Genomic DNA, 20,783 nt, shown 5'->3' with positions numbered 1-20,783 from the left:
CCTTTCCGCTTTCGTTCTGCCAGGAGCTGCCGCATGCCCTCCGTCACCGTCATCCGCCGCCTGTCACGAGGGTGGGCGGCTGCGCTTCTGTTGCTGCTGAGCCCGGTCGTGTCCGCGCAGTCCCTGCTGTGCGGCACCTTCAAGGACGCCGGCAGCGGCGCCCGCCTGCAGGTGGAAAGCCCTGTACAGGGCCGCCTGCTCGCGCCCGGCGTGGCGCCGGAGCCTTACAACCTGGAGCGGCTGGGCGAGTCGCTGGTGATGGCCAGCCTGGCCACCGGCAACGTCAGTGCACTGCAGATCGCCAGCGACGGCCGCATTCTGGCCAGCGAGGACCATCACTACACGCTGGAAAGCGCTGCCGAGTGCCGCCCACCGCCGGTGTTCGCCGCAGGAAGTTGCCGCGCGGACATCGCCCAATGCATCGATGACATGGCACTCGCCGGTCCCGATCGCTGGCGGCAATGGTGCCGCGAAGATGTTCCCTTCGCCTGCAATCTGCTGATCGAAGACTACCGCAGCGATGCCCGCAACGACCTGCTGGTCGAGATGGCCCTTGCCAGCGACCGCCAAGCGCCACCCACGCCAGCAGCCTGTGAACAAGGCACCGCCAGCTACGACCAGGCCGCGTGCGAGCAGGCCGAGATGGCCAGCCGTGCACGCGATATCGGCTGGGCGTTCTCACTGGCAGGCAGTACGCCGCATCAGGTGCCGCTGCCCGCTGCGCAGCTGGACGAGGTCAGCACCTTGTGCCGCGAACATCCCAGCGCCAGCTTCTGCCATGCAACCGCCGTTGCGTTGTGGGCCTCCAAGCGCCTGCTGCCCGCACGCGACGCGCTGCAACTGGCGTGCAGGGTCGGCCAGGATCCGCAGGCCTGCAGCGCGGCCACGCCGCTGGCGTCGCTGTCACCGGCCGACATGGCCGTAGCGCCTCTGGATGCGCTGCCCTGTGGTCGCTTCCAGGCGCAGGCCGGCGACCTGGTGTTCGGCGAGGATGGCCGGGTCCGGATGGCCGGGCAGGAGCCGCAACCTGCCGCCCTGCGCGAGGGAGCCGTACACGTTCGCAGCGGGAAAGGCGAGGACCGGGTGTTCTGGCAGCTGGCCAACGGCGATCTGGTGGCCAACGACCGCGACAACCGCTTTACCCGTTACCTCCGCGATGGGTCGGCATCCCACTGCGCCGCGCGCGCGGGTACCGGCACGGGCCCTGCGGTAAAGTAGCGCCATGAACGAATTCGAGCGCGTGCGTGCCTACCTCACCGAGCTGCAGGACCGTATCTGTGCGGCGATCGAGGCCGTCGATGGCCAGGCCCGCTTCCAGGAAGACCTGTGGCAGCGTGCCGAGGGCGGTGGCGGGCGCACGCGCGTGCTGCGCGACGGCGCGGTGTTCGAGCAGGCCGGCATCGGCTTCTCCGACGTGGCCGGCAGCCGCCTGCCGCCGTCGGCCTCGGCCAACCGCCCGGAGCTGGCCGGCGCCTCCTGGCGCGCCACCGGCGTGTCGCTGGTGTTCCACCCGCTCAATCCCTACGTGCCGACCACCCATGCCAACGTGCGCTTCTTCCAGGCGCAGCGCGACGGCGAAGTGGTGGCCAGCTGGTTCGGCGGCGGCTTCGACCTGACCCCGTTCTATCCGTTCGACGAGGACGTGCAGCACTGGCACCGGGTCGCACGCGACCTGTGCACACCGTTCGGCGAAGAACGCTATGCCGCGCACAAGCGCTGGTGCGACGAATACTTCTTCCTGCGCCACCGCAATGAAACGCGCGGCGTCGGCGGCCTGTTCTTCGATGACCTGCACGGCGACTTCGAGCGCGATTTCGATTACCTGCGTGCGGTCGGCGATGGCTTCCTCGATGCGTACCTGCCGATCGTGCAGCAGCGCAAGGACGCCGCCTACGGCGAGCGCGAACGCGAGTTCCAGCTGTACCGCCGCGGCCGCTACGTGGAATTCAACCTGGTCTACGACCGCGGCACCCTGTTCGGGCTGCAGAGCGGTGGCCGCAGCGAAAGCATCCTGATGAGCCTGCCGCCACGGGTGCGCTGGGAGTACGGCTTCTCGCCTGAACCCGGCAGCGCAGAATCGCGACTGGCCGACTACCTGGTGCCGCGCGACTGGCTCTGAGGGGCGGCCTGGTCGCGCCGGGCCTGGGCTCGGTGCTGCACGTCAGGTGCCCTTCCGCGCGATGATCGTGATGTGCCCGGTCGTCTCCAGCAGCGCGATCTGCACGTCCTCGATCCGCAGACTGCCCTGCTGGCGCAGTGCGGCGTCGAAGTCGGCCCGGCTGATCAGTTCACGGCGGAGAACGCCCTCCAACAGCCGGCCATCGCGCGCGATCACGGTGGGCTCTCCTTCGATCATCCGTTCCATGCGCCGATTCCGGGTGGTCAGCCAGCCCACCCCGTAGTTCAGCACGATCAGGGTGGCCGCCAGCAACAGGCCCCCGCCGAGCGAGGTGTCGGTGCCCAGCAGCGCGTTCTGCACTGCGTTGCCCAGCAGCACGATCAGCAGCACGTCGAAGGGCGTGATCTGCCCCAGAGCCCGCTTGCCGCCCAGCCGGACCATGCCCAGCACCACGACGTAGACCACCACCGCGCGCAGGATGAACTCCCACCACGGCATCGCCAGTGCGAACAGGTCGGGCATGGTCTTCCCCTGCGGAGCGATGGCCCAGCCTAGCATCCGGATGGGGTCAGATCCCTTTGCCCGACGGGCAAAGGGATCTGACCCCATCCGAGGTTCCGGCGGCGCAAATAAAAAGCCCCGCTGACCAGGGGGAGGTCAACGGGGCCGGGGAACGGGCACTTGGGGAGGAGTCCCCGTTCCGAGATCTGCTCCAGGGGATGGGAGAGATCCACAACAGGCGTTGCGCCTGTCGGGAGTTATAGAAGCACTCCGAACACTAACGGTTCGTGAAGGGGCCCAATTTAATGAACGTCAATCAGGGACACATTCATGGACGAGTCAGAAACACCTGACATCTGAACCAATTCACGTCGTTTTCGGCCTGAAACTCCGTCAGTGCGCTTCGTCCCAGTTGTTGCCAACGCCGGTATCGACCACCAGCGGCACCCGCAATTGGGCCGCTTGCGACATACGTTCCACCACCTGCAAACGCAAGTCGTCGACGAAACTGCTTTCGGTTTCGAAGACCAGTTCGTCGTGCACCTGCAGGATCATCCGTGCCGGTGCACCGCTGTCGCGCAGCCACTGATCCACGTCCACCATCGCCCGCTTGATGATGTCGGCGGCAGTGCCCTGCATCGGCGCGTTGATCGCGGCACGCTCGGCACCGGCGCGCAGGCCCTGGTTGCGCGCATGAATGTCGTTCAGGTACAGGCGGCGGCCGAACAGGGTCTCCACGTAGCCCTGGTCGCGGGCCTGCTGGCGCATGCGTTCCATGAAGTCGCGCACGCCGGGGTAGCGGCTGAAATACAGCGCCACGTAGTCCTGTGCCTGGCCCCGGTCGATGCCCAGGTTGCGGGCCAGGCCGAAGGCGCTCATGCCGTACATCAGGCCGAAGTTGATGGCCTTGGCGGCACGACGCTCGTTCGGGGTCACCTCCTCCAGCGTGCGCCCGAACACCTCGGCGGCGGTGGCACGGTGCACGTCGGCGCCCTGCTCGAAGGCGCGCACCAGGCCCGGATCCTCGGACAGGTGGGCCATGATCCGCAGTTCGATCTGCGAATAGTCGGCGGCCAGCAGCTGGAAGCCTTCCGGGGCGATGAACGCGCGGCGGATGCGGCGGCCGTCCTCGGTGCGGATCGGGATGTTCTGCAGGTTCGGGTCCGACGAGGACAGGCGGCCGGTGGCGGCACCGGACTGGTGGTAGCTGGTATGCACCCGGCCGGTATCCGGGTTGACCATCTCCGGCAGCTTGTCGGTGTAGGTGCTGCGCAGCTTGGCCAACCCACGGTAGTCCAGGATCACCCGCGGCAGCTCATGCTGGTCGGCAATCGCCTCCAGCGCCTCTTCATTGGTGCTGGGCTGGCCCTTCGGGGTCTTCACCACCGCCGGCAGCTTCAGCTCGTCGAACAGCACCGCCTGCAGCTGCTTGGGCGAATCCAGGTTGAAGCTGCGCCCGGCCAGCCCGGTGGCCTTCTGCTGCGCGGCCAGCATGCGCGAGGACAGGTCCTGGCTCTGCCGGCGCAGTTCGTCGGTGTCGATCCGAACGCCATTGGCTTCAATGCTGGCCAGCACCGGCACCAGCGGCATCTCGATGGTGCGGTACACACTGTCCAGCGCCGGCTCGGCCAGCAGCTGCGGCTGCAAGGCATGGTGCAGGCGCAGGGTGACGTCGGCGTCTTCGGCGGCGTAGCGGCTGGCTTCGTCGATGCCCACCTGCGAGAACGGGATCTGCTTGGCGCCCTTGCCGGCCACGTCCTCGAACTTGATGGTGCTGTAGCCCAGGTAACGCAGGGCCAGCGAATCCATGTCGTGGCGGGTGGCGGTGGAGTTGAGCACGAAGCTCTCGAGCATGGTGTCGTCGTGGTAACCCTGCACCGCCACGCCGTGGCGGCGCAGCACGTGCAGGTCGTACTTGCCATGCTGGCCCAGCTTCTTCTTCGCCGGGTCCTGCAACACCGGGCGCAGTGCGTCCAGCACCTGCTGCATCGGCAGCTGGGCCGGTGCACCCGGGTAATCGTGGCCGACCGGAATGTACGCCGCCCTGCCCGGCTCGACGGCCAGGCTGATGCCCACCAGGCGCGCGCGCATCGCGTCCAGTGCATCGGTCTCGGTATCGAAGCTGATCAGGTCGGCCTGCTGCAGGCGTTCGACCCAGGCCTGCAGCTGCTCGGCGGTCAGCACGGTCTCGTATTCACCCGGCGCGGACAGTGCCGGATCCAGCGTGCCGGCGGCGGGCGCCTCGATGCTGCCACGCGCGAAGCCGGCCGCAGTGCCACGCAGGCTCGGGGTCGCCTCGCTGGCGGCCACCGGTGCCGGCACCGGCGCGCCCAGCTCCTTCAGCGCCTGGGTGAAGCCATAGCGCGTATACAGCTCGGTCAGCTCCGGCACATCCTGCTCGCGCAGGGCCAGCGTGGTCGGGCTGGCGTCCAGTTCCACGTCGGTACGGATGGTCACCAGCTCGCGGTTCAGCGGCAGCCGCTCCAGGGCGGCACGCAGGTTCTCGCCGATCTTGCCCTTCATGGCCGGCGCGGCCGCCATCACGCCGTCAAGGTGCTGGTACTCGGCCAGCCACTTGGCGGCGGTCTTCGGGCCGCACTTCTCCACGCCCGGCACGTTGTCGACCGCGTCGCCCATCAGCGCCAGCAGGTCGATGATCTGGTCGGCGCGCACGCCGAACTTCTCCATCACCGCCGCGTCCGAATCCATGCGGCTGCCGGTCATGGTGTTGACCAGCTCGATGCCCGGGCGCACCAGCTGGGCGAAGTCCTTGTCGCCGGTGGAAATGGTCACCTTCAGGTCCTGCGCCACGCCCTGCAGGGCCAGCGTGCCGATCACATCGTCGGCTTCCACGCCGGGAATGCGCAGGATGCTGATGCCCAGCGCCTCGACGATGCGGCACATCGGCTCGACCTGGCTGCGCAGCTCATCGGGCATCGGCGGGCGGTTGGCCTTGTACTGGTCGTACAGGTCGTCACGGAAGGTCTTGCCCGGTGCGTCGACCACGAACGCGACGTAGGCCGGGCGCTCCTTCAGCGTCGAACGCAGCATGTTGACCACGCCGAACAGCGCGCCGGTGGGTTCACCCTGTGCATTGGACAGGGGCGGCAGCGCGTGGAACGCGCGGTACAGGTAACTGGACCCGTCGATCAGGACTAATCTGCTCATGCGCCGATTCTACGCGCCCGTGCCTGCACCGCGGCGACACGGCCCGTACACCGCGATGGGGCATAATCAGGGTTCTTTCCAGGCAAAGGCCCCCGCCGATGAAGACCCTGATGCTGGCTTCCCTGCTCCTGCTCGCTGGCTGCGCCAGCATGGGTGGCGCGGGCGCTCCCCCGGTGGACGTCAAGGGCGCGGATGTATCCAAGCGCACCATGGACAACGGTGACACCATCGAGGAATACCGGGTGTCCGGCCAGCTGCGCATGGTCAAGGTGACCCCGTCGCGCGGTGCCCCGTTCTACATGTATGACAAGAACGGCGACGGCCGCATGGACAACGACAAGGACGGCGTCTCGCCGGTGTACTGGAAGCTGTACAGCTGGTGATGTGACCGGGGACGTGACCGGGGTCGGATCCCTTTCCACAGGAAAGGGCTCTGACCCCCTCAAAGCCATCGGCACGGCCCGCAATCCCCCCACAAAAAACAACGCCGGCGCGCATCCTGCGCACCGGCGTCGGGCCCCCTCCCCGGGGAACGCTTGAATCAGCGGGTATGGATCAGCGGATGACCAGCACCGGCAGCGTGCTGCGCGCCAGTACCTCGGCGGTCTGGCTGCCCAGCAGTACACGGGTCACGCCACGGCGGCCATGCGAGGTCATCACGATCAGGTCGCTGTTGCGCTCGGCCGCCGTCTCGATGATGCCGTCGGCCGCGTAGCGGTCGAGCACGTGCACCGGGTTGGCGGTGATGCCCTGCTCGGCGGCCTTGGCCAGCGCCGGCTGCAACACCTTCTGCGCGCCCTCCTCGCGGTCAGCCTTGTATTCCGGGCTGTTCATGTAGCCCACGCTCCAGCCCATGGCGTCGTACATGCCGACGGCCCACGGCTCGGACACGGTCACGATATCGACCTCGGCATTGAGGTCCTTGGCCAGTTCCAGGCCCTTGGCCAGGCCCTTGTCGGCCAGCTCGGACCCGTCGGTGGCAATCAGGATGCGCTTGTACATGGTGGGGCTCCGTGGCGGTCTGCCAGATGGGAACAACACCATTGCACACCGGATGTGCAGGCCGCGCCTTGAGCAGGATCAATCCGGCGCCGCGCATTGGCCCGTGCGCATCGTCACGTGTTACCGGGGACAGGCTCCGCCCGCCCTCTTCTGTAGAGCCGAGCCCATGCTCGGCTTCGGATGCATGAGCCGAGCATGGGCTCGGCCCTACAACAATGTCGCTCAGGCGATCTGCACCACGCGTGCGTTCTGGCACAGCGGGTAGCTGGCTACGAATCCGGCAATCGCATCACGCATCGCCTCGAACGATTCGCCGTACATGTACAGCGCGGTCTCGCTCGGGCCCTGCCACCAGCTGCAGATCTCGCCCAGGCCTTCGATGCGCTCGGACAGCTGCTCGAACACGTGGTTGGAATCGCACTGCTCGTAGACTTCATCCGGCAGGTTCAGGCCATCCAGGTAGATGCCCAGGCCCTCGGTCACGCCGAAGTGGCGATCAGCCTCGCCCGCGCCCTGCAGCTGCGAGCCCTTCGGCGCACCCAGCTGCTCCAGCAGGTCGATCAGCTTGGGCACGCCGGCGGCGTCCACCAGTGCAACCTCGATGTCGCCGTACAGGACCTCGCCCTCGTCGGAGGTCGCGGTGCCACCGCCGACGATCTCGCCGATCCCGGCGGCCTGCATCAACGCGTCGAGCGGATCCTCGAACAGTTCATGACGATGCGCGGGCTGCAGCTTGGCGTTCAACGTCACGGTAACGTGCAGGGTCGGTTCGGTCATCGGGGGCGTTCCTGGTGGATGTGACCGCTATTGTAGAGCCGAGCCTGTGCTCGGCTGATTTCCCCGCCAACAGCAGCCGAGCGTGGGCTCGGCTCTACAGCAATTCCCGATCCCTCGATGGTGATCAGATCACCGTCAGGTTGGCGTACGCCATCACCAGCCACTTGCTGCCGGCATCAGCAAACTCGACCTGCACGCGGGCGTGGGCGCCGCTGCCTTCGTAGTCGGTCACCATGCCTTCGCCGAACTTGGGATGGGTAACCAGCGCGCCGAGCTTGACTGGCGGCGCCTCGATCGAGGCATGGCCCATCACCCGGCTGGCACCCATCGAGGCCGGCCGCGAGACCTGCACCTTCGGGCGCACTTCGTGCAGCAGCTCGCGCGGGATCTCGCGCAGGAAGCGCGACGGCAGGCTGTAGTTGTCCTGCCCATGGATGCGGCGCGATTCGGCGTAGCTCAGCACCAGCTTCTGGCGCGCGCGGGTGATGCCGACGTAGGCCAGGCGGCGCTCTTCCTCCAGCCGCCCGCTTTCTTCCAGCGAACGTGCGCTGGGGAACAGGCCGTCTTCCATGCCCGCCAGGAACACCAGCGGGAATTCCAGGCCCTTGGCCGAATGCAGGGTCATCAGCTGCACGCCGTCCTCGCCGGCCTGCGCCTGGCCTTCACCGGCCTCCAGCGCGGCATAGGCCAGGAACGCGACCAGCTCGTCCATGTCCTCGCCCACTTCCTCAATGTCGTCGGCCCGGCGCACGAAGCGCGAGGCGACCGAGACCAGTTCGTCGAGGTTGTCGGTGCGCGATTCCGAATCCAGCGAATTGCGGCTTTCCTTGCTCCAGTGCTCGCGCAGCTGCGAGCGGGCCAGCACGTGGTCCACGCGCTCGGCCAGGGTCATGTGCACGGTCTGCGCCTGCAGCTCGTTGACCAGCCCCAGGAAGCCGGCCAGTGCATTGCGCGCACGTGCGGCCAGCGCACTGCCCTGGGTGACCAGCATGGTCGCTTCCCACAACGAGATGCCCTGCGCGCGTGCCTCGCGGCGCACTTCGTCCAGCGTGCGGTCGCCGATGCCCCGGGTGGGCGTGTTGACCGCTCGCTCGAAGGCGGCGTCATCGTTGCGGTTGGACAGCAGGCGCAGGTAGGCCAGCGCGTCCTTGATTTCGGCACGCTCGAAGAAGCGCATGCCGCCATACACGCGGTAGGGCACCTGCTCGCTCAGCAGCGCTTCTTCCAGCGCGCGCGACTGCGCGTTGCTGCGGTAGAGCACGGCCACTTCGGTGTAGCTGCCACCATCGCGCACCCACTGGCGGGCACGCTCGACGATGTAGCGCGCCTCGTCCATCTCGTTGTACGCCGCGTACAGGTCGATCGGTTCACCGTCGCCACTGTCGGTCCACAGCTGCTTGCCGATGCGGTCCGGGTTGTGCGCGATCACCGCATTGGCGGCGCCGAGGATGTTGGCGGTGGAGCGGTAGTTCTGCTCCAGGCGGATGGTCTGCGCGCCGGGGAAATCGCGCAGGAAGCCCTGCACGTTCTCGACCTTGGCACCACGCCAGCCATAGATGGCCTGGTCATCGTCGCCGACCACGAACACGTGGCCGGAATCACCGGCCAGCACGCGCACGAAGGCGTACTGGATGGCGTTGGTGTCCTGGAACTCGTCCACCAGGATCTCGCGGAAGCGGGCGCGGTAGTGCGCCAGCAGCGCCGGGTTGTCGCGGAGCAGTTCATGCGCGCGCAGCAGCAGCTCGGCGAAGTCGACCAGGCCGGCGCGGTCGCAGCGCGCCTGGTATTCGATGTAGGCCTGGCGCATGGTTTCCAGCCACGCGTCGTGCGGTTCGGGCTGGATGTGCTGCGGGCGGCGGCCTTCGTCCTTCTGTTCGTTGATCCACCACGCGATCTGCTTGGGCGGGTACTTGCCGTCGTCCAGTTCCAGCGCCTGCACCACGCGCTTGACCAGCCGCAGCTGGTCGTCCGAATCCATCACCTGGAAGCCTTCGGGCAGCTTCGCATCCTGCCAGTGCAGGCGCAGCAGGCGGTTGGCCAGGCCGTGGAAGGTACCGATCCACATGCCACGGCTGCCATGGGGCAGCTGGGCATCGATGCGGTGGCGCATTTCGCCGGCCGCCTTGTTGGTGAAGGTCACCGCGAAAATGCCGTGGGTCGGCACGCCGTCGACTTCATGCAGCCAGGCGATGCGGTGGGTGAGTACGCGGGTCTTGCCGGAACCGGCACCGGCCAGCACCAGGTGGTGGCCGGGGGGAGCGGAGACGGCTTCGCGCTGGGCCGGGTTCAGGCCATCAAGCAGGTGGGAGACATCCATGCCCCCATTTTACGGCATCACCGTCGCGGCTCCTGCGACCACCTGGGTGGCCAGCGCCTGCGCTTGCTGACGCAGTTCAGGCACCGCCAGGCTTTCCCACAGGCTGCCGATGCGCAGGCTGCCGAGTACGCCCAGCCGTGCCTGCGGCTGGCCTCCCTCGGTGCGCAGGCGGTCGCCCGGCACCGTGCTGTCCAGGCCCAGCCCATGCGGGCCGGGGCGGGCCAGGCCATCGGCCTGCAACTGCTGCAGCAACGGATTGCGCAGCGCGCTGGCACGGGTTTCCACGCCGGTGGCGTTGATCACCCCGCCAATCGTCCACTGCTGTTCATTGCCGGTGGCATCGTGGCCAGAGAGCCGCAGGGCATCGCCTTCGCGGCCGATGCGTTGCAGGCGCGACCGGTGAATACGCAGTTGGCCGCTTTCGATCAGCGCCTGCAGCTGTGCGTCGACCTCTTCGGCGATGCGGTGGCGATGCACATCCCAGTAGCGCACCACATGGCGCAGGAAGCGGCGCTGGTCGGCCGCGTCGAGGCTGCACCACAGCGCCTGCCCGTGCGGACGGATGCGGTCCATCACACCCTGCCACGGCAGGCCGTCGGCCTGCGCCTGGCGCGCGAACCCGCGCAATGCGCGCAGGCGCTGGCGCAGGCTCATCGGCAGCAGCGTGGCCGGGTCGAACGTGGGCAGGCCGCCATGCGCATGCGGCAGCGGCAGCAGGCCGTGGCGCGAGATCACATGCAGCGGGCCGGTGTGGCCGGCCGCAACCAGCGCCAGCACGGTGTCGGCCATGCTCAGGCCGGAGCCGACGATGGCCACGGCCTGCTCACCGGCCAGGGTGCGTACGCCGTCGTAGTCCCAGGCCTCGATCACGTCATCGGCAGGCAGCGCCTCGGCACCGGCTACCGGCAGCGGCCGCATGCTGTTGCCGGTGGCCAGCACGGCCTGTGCGGCGTGCAGCGTCTGGCCATCGCCGAGTGTCAGCTGGTAGCCGTGGTCATCCGGCTGCAGGCCCAGCACCGGCTGCGCGATCACCTGCAGCTGCGCCGGGCTGGCCGCGGCGGCCTCCTGCAGGCGCTGCTGCAGGTACGCTGCAAAGTAGTGGCGGCACACGTAGCGCTCGCCCAGCACCTCGCGCGCCTCGCCCGGGTAGGCATTGGCGGCCATCAGGTAGTCGAGGAAATCGCCGGGCTGGTCGGCAAACGCACTCATCTTCGCCGCCGGCACGTTCAGCAGGTGCTCCGGCCACGGCGTGGCATAGGCGATGCCCTGGGCCAGCTGCGAGGCCGGTTCGAAAATGGCCAGCGCCAGCGGCGCCTGGGCCTGGCGCAACACCTGGATCGCCACCAGCACCCCGGCCGCACCACCACCGATGATTGCCAGGTCCAGTTCGCCATTACGCGGTGAATCAGTCATGCGCCGATTGTAGGCCATCGGCGATGACGGGAATGACGGGGTAGAGTCGACTGTTAGTCGACTATCGCGCGCAGCGCGGGATTTTTTATCGCAAGAGCAGTCGACTGACAGTCGACTCTACCCCGCCGTTTCACATCAACGCATCGGCCAGCCGTGCGATGCCTTCGCGGCTGCGCCGCCACGTGGGACGGCTGCGCCACTGCTGCAGGTCCAGCTGCCGCGACTCGCGCAGGTAGCCATCCTCGATCGCGCACAGCTGCTGCACCAGCGCACGGTCGTAGCAGATCAGGCCGATTTCGGCATTCAGCGCGAACGAGCGGATATCCATGTTGATCGAGCCCAGCACGGCGATGTCCTCGTCCACGCTCATGTGCTTGGCGTGCAGGAACTGCGGTTCATACAGCGCGATCCGCACGCCACAACGCAGCAGCTCGTCGTAGTAGGCCTCCTGCGCCCACGAGGTCAGCCGCTGGTTGTTGCTGGCCGAGAGGATCAGCTGCACCTGCACGCCGGACAACGCCGCAATGCGCAAGGCGCTGAGCGTGGCTTCGTCGGGCACGAAGTACGGGGTGACCATCACCAGCCGTCGTCGCGCCAGATGGATCAGCGCCGCCACCGCGTCGCGTGCGTTGCTGTACGGATAAGCCGGGCCGCTGGGCAGCAGCTGGGTGGCGATGTCGTCGCTGCACTCGGGCACATCGGCGATCACGTCCAGGCGCTGGCCGGTTTCCATGTACCAGTCGCTGGCGAACACCGCTTCCAGATGCGCCACCGCCGGGCCACGCACGCGCGCCACCAGCTCGCGGTTCGGGTGGCCGGGCACGAACTGCGGGCCGGCCAGGTTCTGCGAACCGACATAGGCCACTTCGTTGTCGATCACCGCGATCTTGCGATGGTTGCGCAGGTCCATGCGGCCGCTGCGGCGCCAGCGCAGGCCACCGGGCAGCATCGCGCGCACCTCGATGTCGCGCGCTTCCAGGCGCTTGCGATAGGCGCGCAGGCCGCGCTTGGCGCCTACTGCGTCGAGCAGCACGCGGCACTGCACGCCACGCGCAGCCGCACGCTGCAGGGCCTCGACGATCGCCTCGCCCACCGCGTCGTCGAACATCAGGTAGTACAGCAGGTGCACGCGGTCTTCGGCCTGGTCGATGTCGGCGATCAGCGCCTGCAGCGATTCGTCGTAGTCGGTCAGCAGTTCGACCGCGTTGCCGTGCACCGGCATGAAATCGCCCTGGCGCTGCACCAGCGGCACGATCTCGGCGCTGGCGGTGTCGGGCTGTGGGGTCCAGCGCAGGCGATGCTGCAGCGCCTGCTCCTCACGGATCACCTGCGAGGCCTCGGCCTGGCGGCGGATGCGCTCGCGCGACAGCCACGGGTGGCCGAACAGCAGGTACAGCGGCAGGCCCAGCAGCGGCACGAAGCCGACCAGCAGCAGCCAGCTGCGCGCCGCCCCCGGCGTGGTGCGGGTGGGAATCCAGCACAGCGCGACCAGCCGGATCAGCCAGTCGATCAGCAGCAGGTACGAACCCAGCAACCACTCGAACAGCATCGTGTCGCCCGTCGGGAGGTGATGGGCCATTCTGCCCACCGGCCCTTGTAGAGTCGAGCCGCGCTCGACTGCCTTTCGGTCCGGCGGCAGAGCAGCCGAGCGTGGGCTCGGCTCTACAGGATGGATCAATGCCGCACCGGCACCTCGCACAGCTGCCGCACCGCGTCGGCATGGCGGCGGCCGTTGAGCGCCATGCAGGCAATGGCCTGTGCGGCCCGCTCCAGCTGCGCCTCCGGCAGCGGCGACGGCGCGCCGTTGGCCAGTGCCAGATGGTGGTCGCACAGCAGCAGCGCCATGCCCTCGATGCCTTGCAGCATGCGCTGCAGGCGCAGCCAGCCCAGTTCCAGGTCCTGCCGGTGTGATGGGGTGTTCATGCAACCTCCTTCAACGGATCTGGCCACCGGTGAAGGTGGCGGACGATGCGTGGTTGCAATACCGGGAAGCAATCAATCAGCAAACGAACCGGCGGGCGCAAGGCCCCCTCGCACCGTCCGCCATAGAGGCGGATAGGTCACCAACCGTCGCCGGAGGGATCTCCGGCGACGGCGGGCGAGTCTACTGATTGATTGACTTCACGGGATTGCAAGCCCGACCGCTGCAACCGCAGCGGCTCGCCATCATGGGCGCGGCCACGCCTGTGATTCCAATTGATTTGGAGCGCGCGAAGAGCCGGAACCGGTAGGAACAATCACTTATCGCATTCGGCCCATCATTCCGCGCAGGGCGTCATTGGCGACAGTGTGCGCAGGGAGTAGGGAAATGCCAGGCATGAAAAAACCCGCCACAAGGGCGGGTTTCTTCGCGGGGACCAGCAATCCTTGCGGATTACTTGATCTTGCCTTCCTTGTACAGGACGTGCTTGCGCACGACCGGATCGTACTTCAGGAATTCCATCTTCCCCGGGGTGTTCTTCTTGTTCTTGTCGGTCGTGTAGAAGTGGCCGGTACCGGCCGAGGAAATCATACGGACCTTATCGCGCTTGCCTGCCATGATGCTTTACTCCTCAGACCTTTTCGCCGCGCGCACGCAGCTCAGCCAGAACGGAATCGATGCCGTTCTTGTCGATGGTGCGCAGTGCATGCGCGGAAACACGAAGCTTGACCCAGCGGTTCTCGCTGGCCACCCAGAAACGGCGCTCGTGCAGATTCGGCAGGAAACGACGACGGGTCTTGTTGTTGGCGTGCGAGACGTTGTTACCCGTCTGCACTCGCTTGCCGGAAACCTGGCATACGCGGGACATTGCGCACCTCGATAGTAGTAGTTGTCAGCCCGTAGCCCGGGCGACGGCGGCCTCGATGGTTGCCCACCACACGTCAAGAGAATCAAAGGGTTACGCTGGCGTTGGGCGGCCGGGGACGTGCTCCCGGGGGCGCCGCCCGGTAGAAAACCGGACACAGCGAGCCGCGCATTATGCACGTGTTCAAGCACTTGCGCAAGTTACCCACAGGCGGGGACTGAACCGGCAGGGCCGGGCACCCGGCAACCGGCATACTGGCCCGGATCACTGCGGAGCTTTCCATGCGGCTGCTGGCCCTGACCTACGGAACTGAAGGCGATACGCGTCCGCTGGCCATGCTTTGCCATGGGCTGATCGGCGCAGGCCACGCGGTGACACTGCTGGCCGATGGCGGCACCCTGGGCAGCGCGCAGGCCCTGGATGTGCCCCACGCGGCCCTTGAGGGTGACATCCATGGCGAAGTGGTCGCCCTGGTGTCGCGTGGGAACGGTGTTGCCGCCGCCAGTTCCGGTCTGGCACGGATGGCGCTGCAGCATGTCAGCGGCTGGATGCGCCAGGCCGATGCCGCTGCCGAAGGCTGCGATGCGATTCTGACCGGTGGCCTGGCGGCCTTCGTCGGCATGAGCGTGGGCGAGCGCCGGGGTCTGCCGGTCATCGGCACCGGCATGATTCCGCTGACCCCGACGCGAGCCTTCCGCTCTCCGTTCCTGCCGCCCGGACGCTCGCCGGGCTGGTTGAACCGGGCCAGCTACGGGTGGGTCAACGGCCTGATCTGGCGCCAGTTCCGCCGGCCGATCAACGCGGCACGCCAGCAACTGGGGCAATCGCCGCGTCGCGCGCTGTGGTCCGGCCTGCCGATGCTCTATGGCATCTCGCCGCAGCTGCTGCCGCCACCGGCGGACTGGCCGGCCGACCACATCGCCTGTGGCCAATGGCGGCTTCCTGATGCGCCCTGGACGCCGCCAGCGGATCTGCAGGCCTTCCTCGATGCCGGACCGCCGCCGGTCTATCTGGGCTTTGGCAGCATGACCGGATTCGATCGCGAGCGCGTACTGTCGGCCCTGCTGCAGGCGCTGGCACCGCGCCGGGTGCTGCTGTTTCCAGGCTGGGCCGGGCTGCCGACGGGTGCGCTGCCAGCAGATGTGTTCGTGCTCGGCCCGACGCCACACGAAGCACTGTTCCCGCATTGCGCACTCGCCATCCACCATGGTGGCAGCGGCACCACGCATTCGGCCTGCCGCGCCGGCATTCCCTCGCTGGTGATGCCGTTCGCCGCGGATCAGTTCTTCTGGGCCGATCGCCTGTATCGGTTGGGCGTGGCACCGGCACCGTTGTCACCGAAGCGACTGGATGCAGCAACGCTGGCGGCAGCCATCACTTTCGTTGAAACCGGCGCAACACGCGCACGCGCGGCGGCCCTGGGCGCGGCGATGAGCCATGAGGACGGGGTGGCCTGTGGCGTGGCAATGATCGAGCGCTGGTTGCGGCCGGTGTAACCGCGGCCAGGCCTCAGCGCAGGTGCGGAATCACCTGCGCCAGCAGGTGCGCATCCTTGAGCGCGCCGTGCAGGCCGCGCTGGCTGGGAATGCGCAGGCGCTGCAGCACATCATCCAGCTTGTTGCCTTGGCCCGGCCAGCGTCCCCGCGCAAGCTTCAGGCTGCAGGTGATGCGGCAGTGCTGGGCCAGCGTGCCGGGAATACCGGACAGACGCAGCTCGTTGTCCAGGAAGCCCACATCGAAGGTGGCGTTGTGCGCGACCATCTCGCTGCCGCGCAGGAAGTCCAGCAGTTCGGCGGCCTTGCTGGAAAACAGTGGCTTGCCCACCAGCATCGCGTCGCTGATGCCGTGCACGCGCTGTGCGCCCCAGTCGACCCTGCGCTGCGGCTGCAGGTAGGTGTGGAACTGGCGGCCGGTGAGCTGGCCATCGATCAGTTCGACGGCACCGATTTCGATCACCCGATGCCCCAGGCGGTGGGAGATGCCTGTGGTTTCGGTATCCAGTGCGACGATGCGACTCATGCGTGAGGCTGTTTCCTGTTACGTGCTGTGGTGATTTTCGCATGCCGGTAGAGCCAGGCCCACGCTCGGCTGGCGCGCGTAGCGCGGGCTTGGTGATATCGGAAGCAGCCGAGCGTGGGCTCGGCTCTACAGATGCGCGCGCGCGATCAGCCCAGCGCTTCCACCACCCAATCGATGAACACCCGCAGCCGCTGGCTCATGTGCCGGTTCGGCGGGAACATCACGTGCATCGGCATCGGCGGCAGCTGCCAGTCCTCCAGTACCGGCAGCAGCTCGCCACGTGCTACATGCGATTCGGCCATGTAGCTGGGCAGCGCCACCACGCCCAGGCCCGCCAGCGCTGCGGCCAGATAGGCATTGCCGTCGTCGAAACCGACCGTGTAGCGGCCCTGCACTTCGATGCGCTCATCGCCGCGCTGTGCAACGAACACGCGTGCGCGGCCACTGCGCGGGCTGAGGAAGCCGACCATGTGGTGATCAGGGCCTTCCAGCGCGCGCGGATCGGTCGGCAGGCCGAAACGCTGCACATAGCCGGGGCTGGCGTGGAAGCCGATCGGCAGCGCCGCCAGCGGCCGCGCTACCAGCGCCGGGTCGGCCGGGGGGCCACCCCGGATCACACAGTCGACGTTGTCGGCGATGACATCGACTTCGCGGTCGCTGACGCCGATGTCCAGCTGGATGTCCGGATAGCGCGCCTGGAAGTCCGGCAGCGCCGGCACCAGCCGCAGCCGTGCGTACGGCCCGGGCACATCCACGCGCAGGCGGCCGCGCGGTTGGCTGGCCGCGTCACCCAGCCCGCCCTCCACCTCTTCCAGCTCGGCCAGCAGGCGGGCGATGCGCGGGTAGTAGGCCGCGCCGTCGGCGGTGACGCTGACCCGGCGCGTGGTGCGGTTGAGCAGGCGCAGCCGCAGGTGTGCCTCCAGCTGCTGCACCAGCTGGGTGACCGTGGTGCGGCTGATCTGCAGCGTGTGCGCGGCGCGGGTGAAGCTGCCGGTTTCCACCACGCGGGCAAACGCCCGCATCGCCTCGAAACGGTCCATGGCGGGCCATGATTGTTTGGAATTGACAATCAATCTAGGCCGATCATCGCGGTTTATCCAGACAGCGCTGGCGCGGAGGATGGCGCTCTCTCCCACGGGATCTTCCCCATGTCACAGCGCGATGTCGTTTTCCCCGCCGGCCGCCAGGCCCTGTACGAGCGCAACCGCTACTCGCCGGCGATCCGATCCAACGGTTTCCTGTTCGTCTCCGGCCAGGTCGGCAGCCGCGAGGACGGCTCACCCGAACCGGACTTCGAAACCCAGGTGCGCCGCGCCTTCGAGAATCTCAATGCGGTGTTGGCTGCTGCCGGCTGCACGTTCGATGACGTGATCGACGTGATCGTGTTCCTGGTCGATCCGGAAACCAACTTCGAAAAGGCCTGGGCGATCGTGCCCGAGTACTGGGGCGAGGCACCGCACCCGACCCTGACCGGTATCGGCGTGACCTGGTTGTATGGCTTCCAGTTCGAGATCAAGGTGATCGCGAGGCTGCCATAACCTTCGCTGTAGAGCCGAGCCCACGCTCGGCTGAGCGCGCAAGAGCAGCCGAGCGTCGGCTCGGCTCTACAGAAGCGCAGCCCGGTGAGCCCAAAGGCCTGTCGACCAAGGTCGACACCTACCAGAGCACATGTGCGCGGCGCTCCCGAACGATGTGGTGGGGTCAGAGCCCTTTCCGGAGGAAAGGGATCCGACCCCGCGCCCGGCCCAGCTGAACGGGAGATTCCGACGAATTCCCGAAGCGTCCATTGATATTGTATCCGGCGAAAACCGCTTGCTAGCCTCCCGTCCATGCGCTGGATCACCCGCCACCTCCGTTCGACCCTGCTGATGCTGCTGATGGCGGCATTCGTGGTCGTGCCGGTGGCCGACGCGCTGGCCTGCACGGTGGAACCGCATGCCAGCACGGTGCATGTGGAGTCCGCACCGGATGCCGATGGCGATACCGACGGCAAGCATGTCGGTGCGTGTGGTCACAACCACTGCCACCACTCCAATCTGAGCCTTCCGGCCAGCACCCTCGCCGCCTTTGGTGCGCCACTGCCGGCGCGCTGGATGAATGCCGGCGACGCGGCGACCTATGCGGTCGCCCAGGATGAATTGACGCGTCCCCCCCGGGCGTGAGTTGAGCGCGTCCCGCGATTGCGGGCTCCCGTTTCACTTACAACCGGAAACCCCCTATGTCGATCCTGACACCTCGGTCGCTGCGTGCGGCCGGGCGGGTCGTCGCCGTGTTGCTGGGCCTGGCCCCGGCGGCATCGGTGATGGCGCAAGCCGCCCCTTCCTACGACACCCTGCTTGAACGCCTGGACCAGCTGCCCGGCACCCGCGTCGGCACGGCGCTGGCCGAGGCCGCCGACGCGCGCGCCGACCAGGCCCGTGCGTTGCCCAACCCTTCCCTCTCTTACTCCGCCGAAAACGCCTGGGGCACCGGCTCCTATGGCGGCATGGGCAGGGCCGATACCGTGCTCACCCTGTCCCAGCCGCTGGAGGTCTGGGGCCAGCGTAGCGCGCGCGTCCGTGCCGCCCGCGCCGAGGCACAGGCGGCCAACCTGCGTGGCGCGCAGAGCCGCAGCGAGGTGGCCAGCCAGCTGGCGGTGGTCTACGCACAGGCGGAAAGTGCACTGCGCCGCTACACCCTGGCCGAAGAGGCACTGAGCCTCACCCGTGATGACGCCAACGCGGTCAACGCCTTGGTCAAGCAGGGCCGCGAACCACAGCTGCGCGCGGTGCAGGCGCAGAGCGAGGTGGCCAACGCCAGCGCGGCGCTGGATGAAGCGCAGGCGTTCCGCGATGCCGCGCTGGCACGCCTGGCTGGCACTGCGCTGCTGGATGCGCCGGTGCAGTCGATCGACGACAGCCTGCTCGACCGTGCGCCGCCGTTACCACGCGGCGCCACCGATACCGCGCTGGCGGTGCGCATCGCCGAAGCCGAAGCGGATGCGGCGGGCAAGCGGGTCGACGTGGAGCGCAAGCGCGCCCTGCCCGACCTCAGTGTCACCGCCGCGCAGACCCGCTTCCGCGAAGGCGGCGAGCGTGCCTACAACCTCGGGGTCAGCCTCAGCATCCCGCTGTTCGACCGCAACCGCGGCGGCATCCGCGCGGCCAATGCCGACCAGCGCGCGGCCGAAGCACGCCTGGACCAGCAGCGCCGCGACAGCGAGGCGGCACGCCTCTCCGCCGTAGCAGGACTGAAAGCCGCCGGCAGCCGTACCCGCGCCGCCGATGAAAGCGTGATCGCCGCCGAAGAGGCGTATCGCCTGGCCCGCATCGGCTTCGACGCCGGACGCATCTCGCAGCTGGAACTGCGCAGCACGCGCAGCGCCCTCATCACCGCCCGCGGCACCGCCGTGGATGCGCGCCTGTCGCGCGTCGCTGCGGAAATCGATCTTGCCCGCCTAGAAGGGCGCGTACCCTTTGTGGAGGCCCCATGACTCTCTCCCGTACTTTCCCGCTGATCGGCGGCGTGCTGCTGGCCGTGCTGCTGGCCGGCTGCGCTGGCAATGCGCAGACGCCTGCAAATGAAGACCCGGCTGCGGCCAAGGCCGGCACCGACGACGGCCATGGCCACGCGTCCGACAGCAAGGAAGCCAGGGCCGAATCCGCAAAGGCGCCCGCCGATGCCGATGAGGGTGTCGTGCAGCTGACCCCTGAGCAGATCAAGGCGTCCGGTATCGAAGTGGTCGCGATCGGTCGCGGTGGCGGTGGCTCCACGCGCCTGTCCGGCCGCGTCGAACCGTCGGTCGGTGCACGCGCCTCGGTGGCCTCGACCGTGACCGGCCGCGTCGAACGCGTGCTGGTCGCACCGGGCACCGCGGTGAAGCAGAACCAGGCGCTGGCCATCGTGGTCAGTGGCGAAGCGGCGGTGTTCCGCGCCAATGCGCTGGCCGCATCCGCCGAAGCCGAGGCCGCGCGCCTGGCCTATGGTCGCGACAAGGCGCTGGTCGACCAGGGCGTGGTCGCCCGCCAGGAGATGGAAGCCTCGCGTGCTCGTTCGCTGGCGGCACAGGCCCAGGCCGCTGCCGCGCAGGCCCAGGCCGCCGCCAACGGTGCGCCCGATGCCAGTGGCCGCGTGCGCATCACCAGTCCGGTGGCCGGCATCGTCGGCAACGTGCAGGTCACGCCGGGCGGTGTGGTCGCCGCCGGCAGCGCGGTGGCCGACGTCGCCGACCCGTCGATGAACGAGCTGGTGTTCATCGCACCGCCGGCGCTGGCGGCACAGGTCACGCCCGGCATGACGCTGGAAGTGAGCGTGCCGGGTGGCAGCTTCACCGCCACCGTCACCGGTTCGGCCGCCGATGTGCGGCAGCAGGGCGGCGTCGCGGTGATCCGCGCCACGCCGGTGGATGCGTCGCTGCCGCCGGCCGGTTCGCCGGTGTCGGCCGTGGTCGTCACCGAAAGCCAGGACGGCTCGCTCAGCGTGCCGGCCGATGCGGTGCAGAACGTCGATGGCAGCAGCGCGGTATTCGTCGCTGTCGAAGGTGGCTTCAAGGCGCAACCGGTGTTGGCCGGGCGCCGTGCCGGTGACCGCGTCGAGATCCTCGGTGGCTTGACCGGCAGCGAGCGCATCGTCGGTGCCAATGCCTTCCTGCTCAAGGCCGAACTGGCCAAGGGCGAAGCCGAGCACGGCCACTGAGGAGGCG

Annotated in this window: 20 protein-coding genes; 8 read left to right on the top strand and 12 right to left on the bottom strand. The window is 68.0% G+C overall.

Annotated features, from left to right (window positions below; genetic code table 11):
• The first annotated feature begins 33 nt into the window (after positions 1 to 33).
• Both ARC23_RS14315 and hemF read left to right on the top strand, forming a co-directional pair.
• The gene (locus ARC23_RS14315) at positions 34 to 1,218 is read left to right on the top strand and encodes a hypothetical protein (protein WP_057497811.1); all 1,185 of its coding nucleotides are present in this window, start codon (positions 34 to 36) and stop codon (positions 1,216 to 1,218) included.
• 4 nt (positions 1,219 to 1,222) lie between these two features.
• Complete coding sequence (gene hemF, locus ARC23_RS14310) at positions 1,223 to 2,119, top strand: oxygen-dependent coproporphyrinogen oxidase (protein WP_057497810.1); 897 nt, start codon at positions 1,223 to 1,225, stop codon at positions 2,117 to 2,119.
• A gap of 42 nt (positions 2,120 to 2,161) precedes the next feature.
• Here hemF and ARC23_RS14305 read toward each other — a convergent pair whose 3' ends face one another.
• Positions 2,162 to 2,641 (bottom strand): DUF421 domain-containing protein, encoded by a 480-nt coding sequence (locus tag ARC23_RS14305; RefSeq protein ID WP_057497809.1) that lies wholly within the window; start codon positions 2,639 to 2,641, stop codon positions 2,162 to 2,164.
• A 372-nt stretch (positions 2,642 to 3,013) separates the two neighbouring features.
• On the bottom strand, positions 3,014 to 5,788 hold the full coding sequence (polA, locus tag ARC23_RS14300) for a DNA polymerase I (protein ID WP_057497808.1): 2,775 nt from the start codon (positions 5,786 to 5,788) through the stop codon (positions 3,014 to 3,016).
• Positions 5,789 to 5,886: 98 nt separating this feature from the next.
• Between polA and ARC23_RS14295 the strand changes: the two genes are divergently transcribed.
• A complete protein-coding gene (locus tag ARC23_RS14295; RefSeq protein WP_014038952.1) occupies positions 5,887 to 6,171 on the top strand; it encodes a DUF2782 domain-containing protein in 285 nt (94 codons plus the stop codon).
• A 172-nt stretch (positions 6,172 to 6,343) separates the two neighbouring features.
• On the opposite strand, the gene ARC23_RS14290 is transcribed toward ARC23_RS14295, so the two are convergent.
• The 8 genes from ARC23_RS14290 to rpmB all read right to left on the bottom strand — a co-directional run bounded on the left by ARC23_RS14290 (position 6,344) and on the right by rpmB (position 14,086).
• A complete protein-coding gene (locus ARC23_RS14290) occupies positions 6,344 to 6,790 on the bottom strand; it encodes a universal stress protein (protein ID WP_005420335.1) in 447 nt (148 codons plus the stop codon).
• Positions 6,791 to 7,012: 222 nt separating this feature from the next.
• Positions 7,013 to 7,567, bottom strand: coding sequence for a hypothetical protein (locus ARC23_RS14285; RefSeq protein ID WP_057497807.1), 555 nt, complete (start codon positions 7,565 to 7,567; stop codon positions 7,013 to 7,015).
• A 124-nt stretch (positions 7,568 to 7,691) separates the two neighbouring features.
• Entirely contained in the window at positions 7,692 to 9,884 is a 2,193-nt protein-coding gene (gene uvrD, locus ARC23_RS14280; protein WP_057497806.1) for a DNA helicase II, read from the bottom strand.
• Between the two features lie 9 nt (positions 9,885 to 9,893).
• On the bottom strand, positions 9,894 to 11,315 hold the full coding sequence (locus tag ARC23_RS14275; protein WP_057497805.1) for an FAD/NAD(P)-binding protein: 1,422 nt from the start codon (positions 11,313 to 11,315) through the stop codon (positions 9,894 to 9,896).
• 112 nt (positions 11,316 to 11,427) lie between these two features.
• A complete protein-coding gene (gene cls / locus ARC23_RS14270; protein ID WP_057497804.1) occupies positions 11,428 to 12,846 on the bottom strand; it encodes a cardiolipin synthase in 1,419 nt (472 codons plus the stop codon).
• Positions 12,847 to 12,971: 125 nt separating this feature from the next.
• Positions 12,972 to 13,220, bottom strand: coding sequence for a hypothetical protein (locus ARC23_RS14265; protein ID WP_032960654.1), 249 nt, complete (start codon positions 13,218 to 13,220; stop codon positions 12,972 to 12,974).
• A gap of 451 nt (positions 13,221 to 13,671) precedes the next feature.
• Complete coding sequence (gene rpmG / locus ARC23_RS14260; RefSeq protein ID WP_169411268.1) at positions 13,672 to 13,839, bottom strand: 50S ribosomal protein L33; 168 nt, start codon at positions 13,837 to 13,839, stop codon at positions 13,672 to 13,674.
• Between the two features lie 10 nt (positions 13,840 to 13,849).
• Positions 13,850 to 14,086, bottom strand: coding sequence for a 50S ribosomal protein L28 (gene rpmB, locus ARC23_RS14255; RefSeq protein ID WP_005411638.1), 237 nt, complete (start codon positions 14,084 to 14,086; stop codon positions 13,850 to 13,852).
• A gap of 278 nt (positions 14,087 to 14,364) precedes the next feature.
• On the opposite strand from rpmB, the gene ARC23_RS14250 reads away from it, so the two are divergent.
• Positions 14,365 to 15,579, top strand: coding sequence for a glycosyltransferase (locus ARC23_RS14250; RefSeq protein WP_057497803.1), 1,215 nt, complete (start codon positions 14,365 to 14,367; stop codon positions 15,577 to 15,579).
• Positions 15,580 to 15,592: 13 nt separating this feature from the next.
• Here ARC23_RS14250 and dnaQ read toward each other — a convergent pair whose 3' ends face one another.
• Both dnaQ and ARC23_RS14240 read right to left on the bottom strand, forming a co-directional pair.
• Positions 15,593 to 16,102: a DNA polymerase III subunit epsilon gene (gene dnaQ / locus ARC23_RS14245; RefSeq protein WP_014648871.1), complete on the bottom strand. Its 510-nt coding sequence runs from the start codon at positions 16,100 to 16,102 to the stop codon at positions 15,593 to 15,595.
• Positions 16,103 to 16,248: 146 nt separating this feature from the next.
• Complete coding sequence (locus ARC23_RS14240) at positions 16,249 to 17,142, bottom strand: LysR family transcriptional regulator (protein WP_057497802.1); 894 nt, start codon at positions 17,140 to 17,142, stop codon at positions 16,249 to 16,251.
• A gap of 108 nt (positions 17,143 to 17,250) precedes the next feature.
• On the opposite strand from ARC23_RS14240, the gene ARC23_RS14235 reads away from it, so the two are divergent.
• The 4 genes from ARC23_RS14235 to ARC23_RS14220 all read left to right on the top strand — a co-directional run bounded on the left by ARC23_RS14235 (position 17,251) and on the right by ARC23_RS14220 (position 20,776).
• On the top strand, positions 17,251 to 17,640 hold the full coding sequence (locus tag ARC23_RS14235; RefSeq protein ID WP_057497801.1) for a RidA family protein: 390 nt from the start codon (positions 17,251 to 17,253) through the stop codon (positions 17,638 to 17,640).
• A gap of 291 nt (positions 17,641 to 17,931) precedes the next feature.
• Entirely contained in the window at positions 17,932 to 18,264 is a 333-nt protein-coding gene (locus tag ARC23_RS14230) for a hypothetical protein (protein WP_057497800.1), read from the top strand.
• Positions 18,265 to 18,320: 56 nt separating this feature from the next.
• On the top strand, positions 18,321 to 19,574 hold the full coding sequence (locus tag ARC23_RS14225; protein WP_057497799.1) for a TolC family protein: 1,254 nt from the start codon (positions 18,321 to 18,323) through the stop codon (positions 19,572 to 19,574).
• On the top strand, positions 19,571 to 20,776 hold the full coding sequence (locus ARC23_RS14220; protein ID WP_057497798.1) for an efflux RND transporter periplasmic adaptor subunit: 1,206 nt from the start codon (positions 19,571 to 19,573) through the stop codon (positions 20,774 to 20,776). Before ARC23_RS14225 ends, ARC23_RS14220 begins: the two co-directional genes overlap by 4 nt.
• Positions 20,777 to 20,783: the final 7 nt, after the last annotated feature.

It is taken from the genome of Stenotrophomonas beteli, assembly GCF_001431665.1.
GTDB classification, from domain to species: Bacteria; Pseudomonadota; Gammaproteobacteria; order Xanthomonadales; family Xanthomonadaceae; genus Stenotrophomonas; species Stenotrophomonas beteli.
This window is presented reverse-complemented; position numbering and strand designations above follow the sequence as displayed.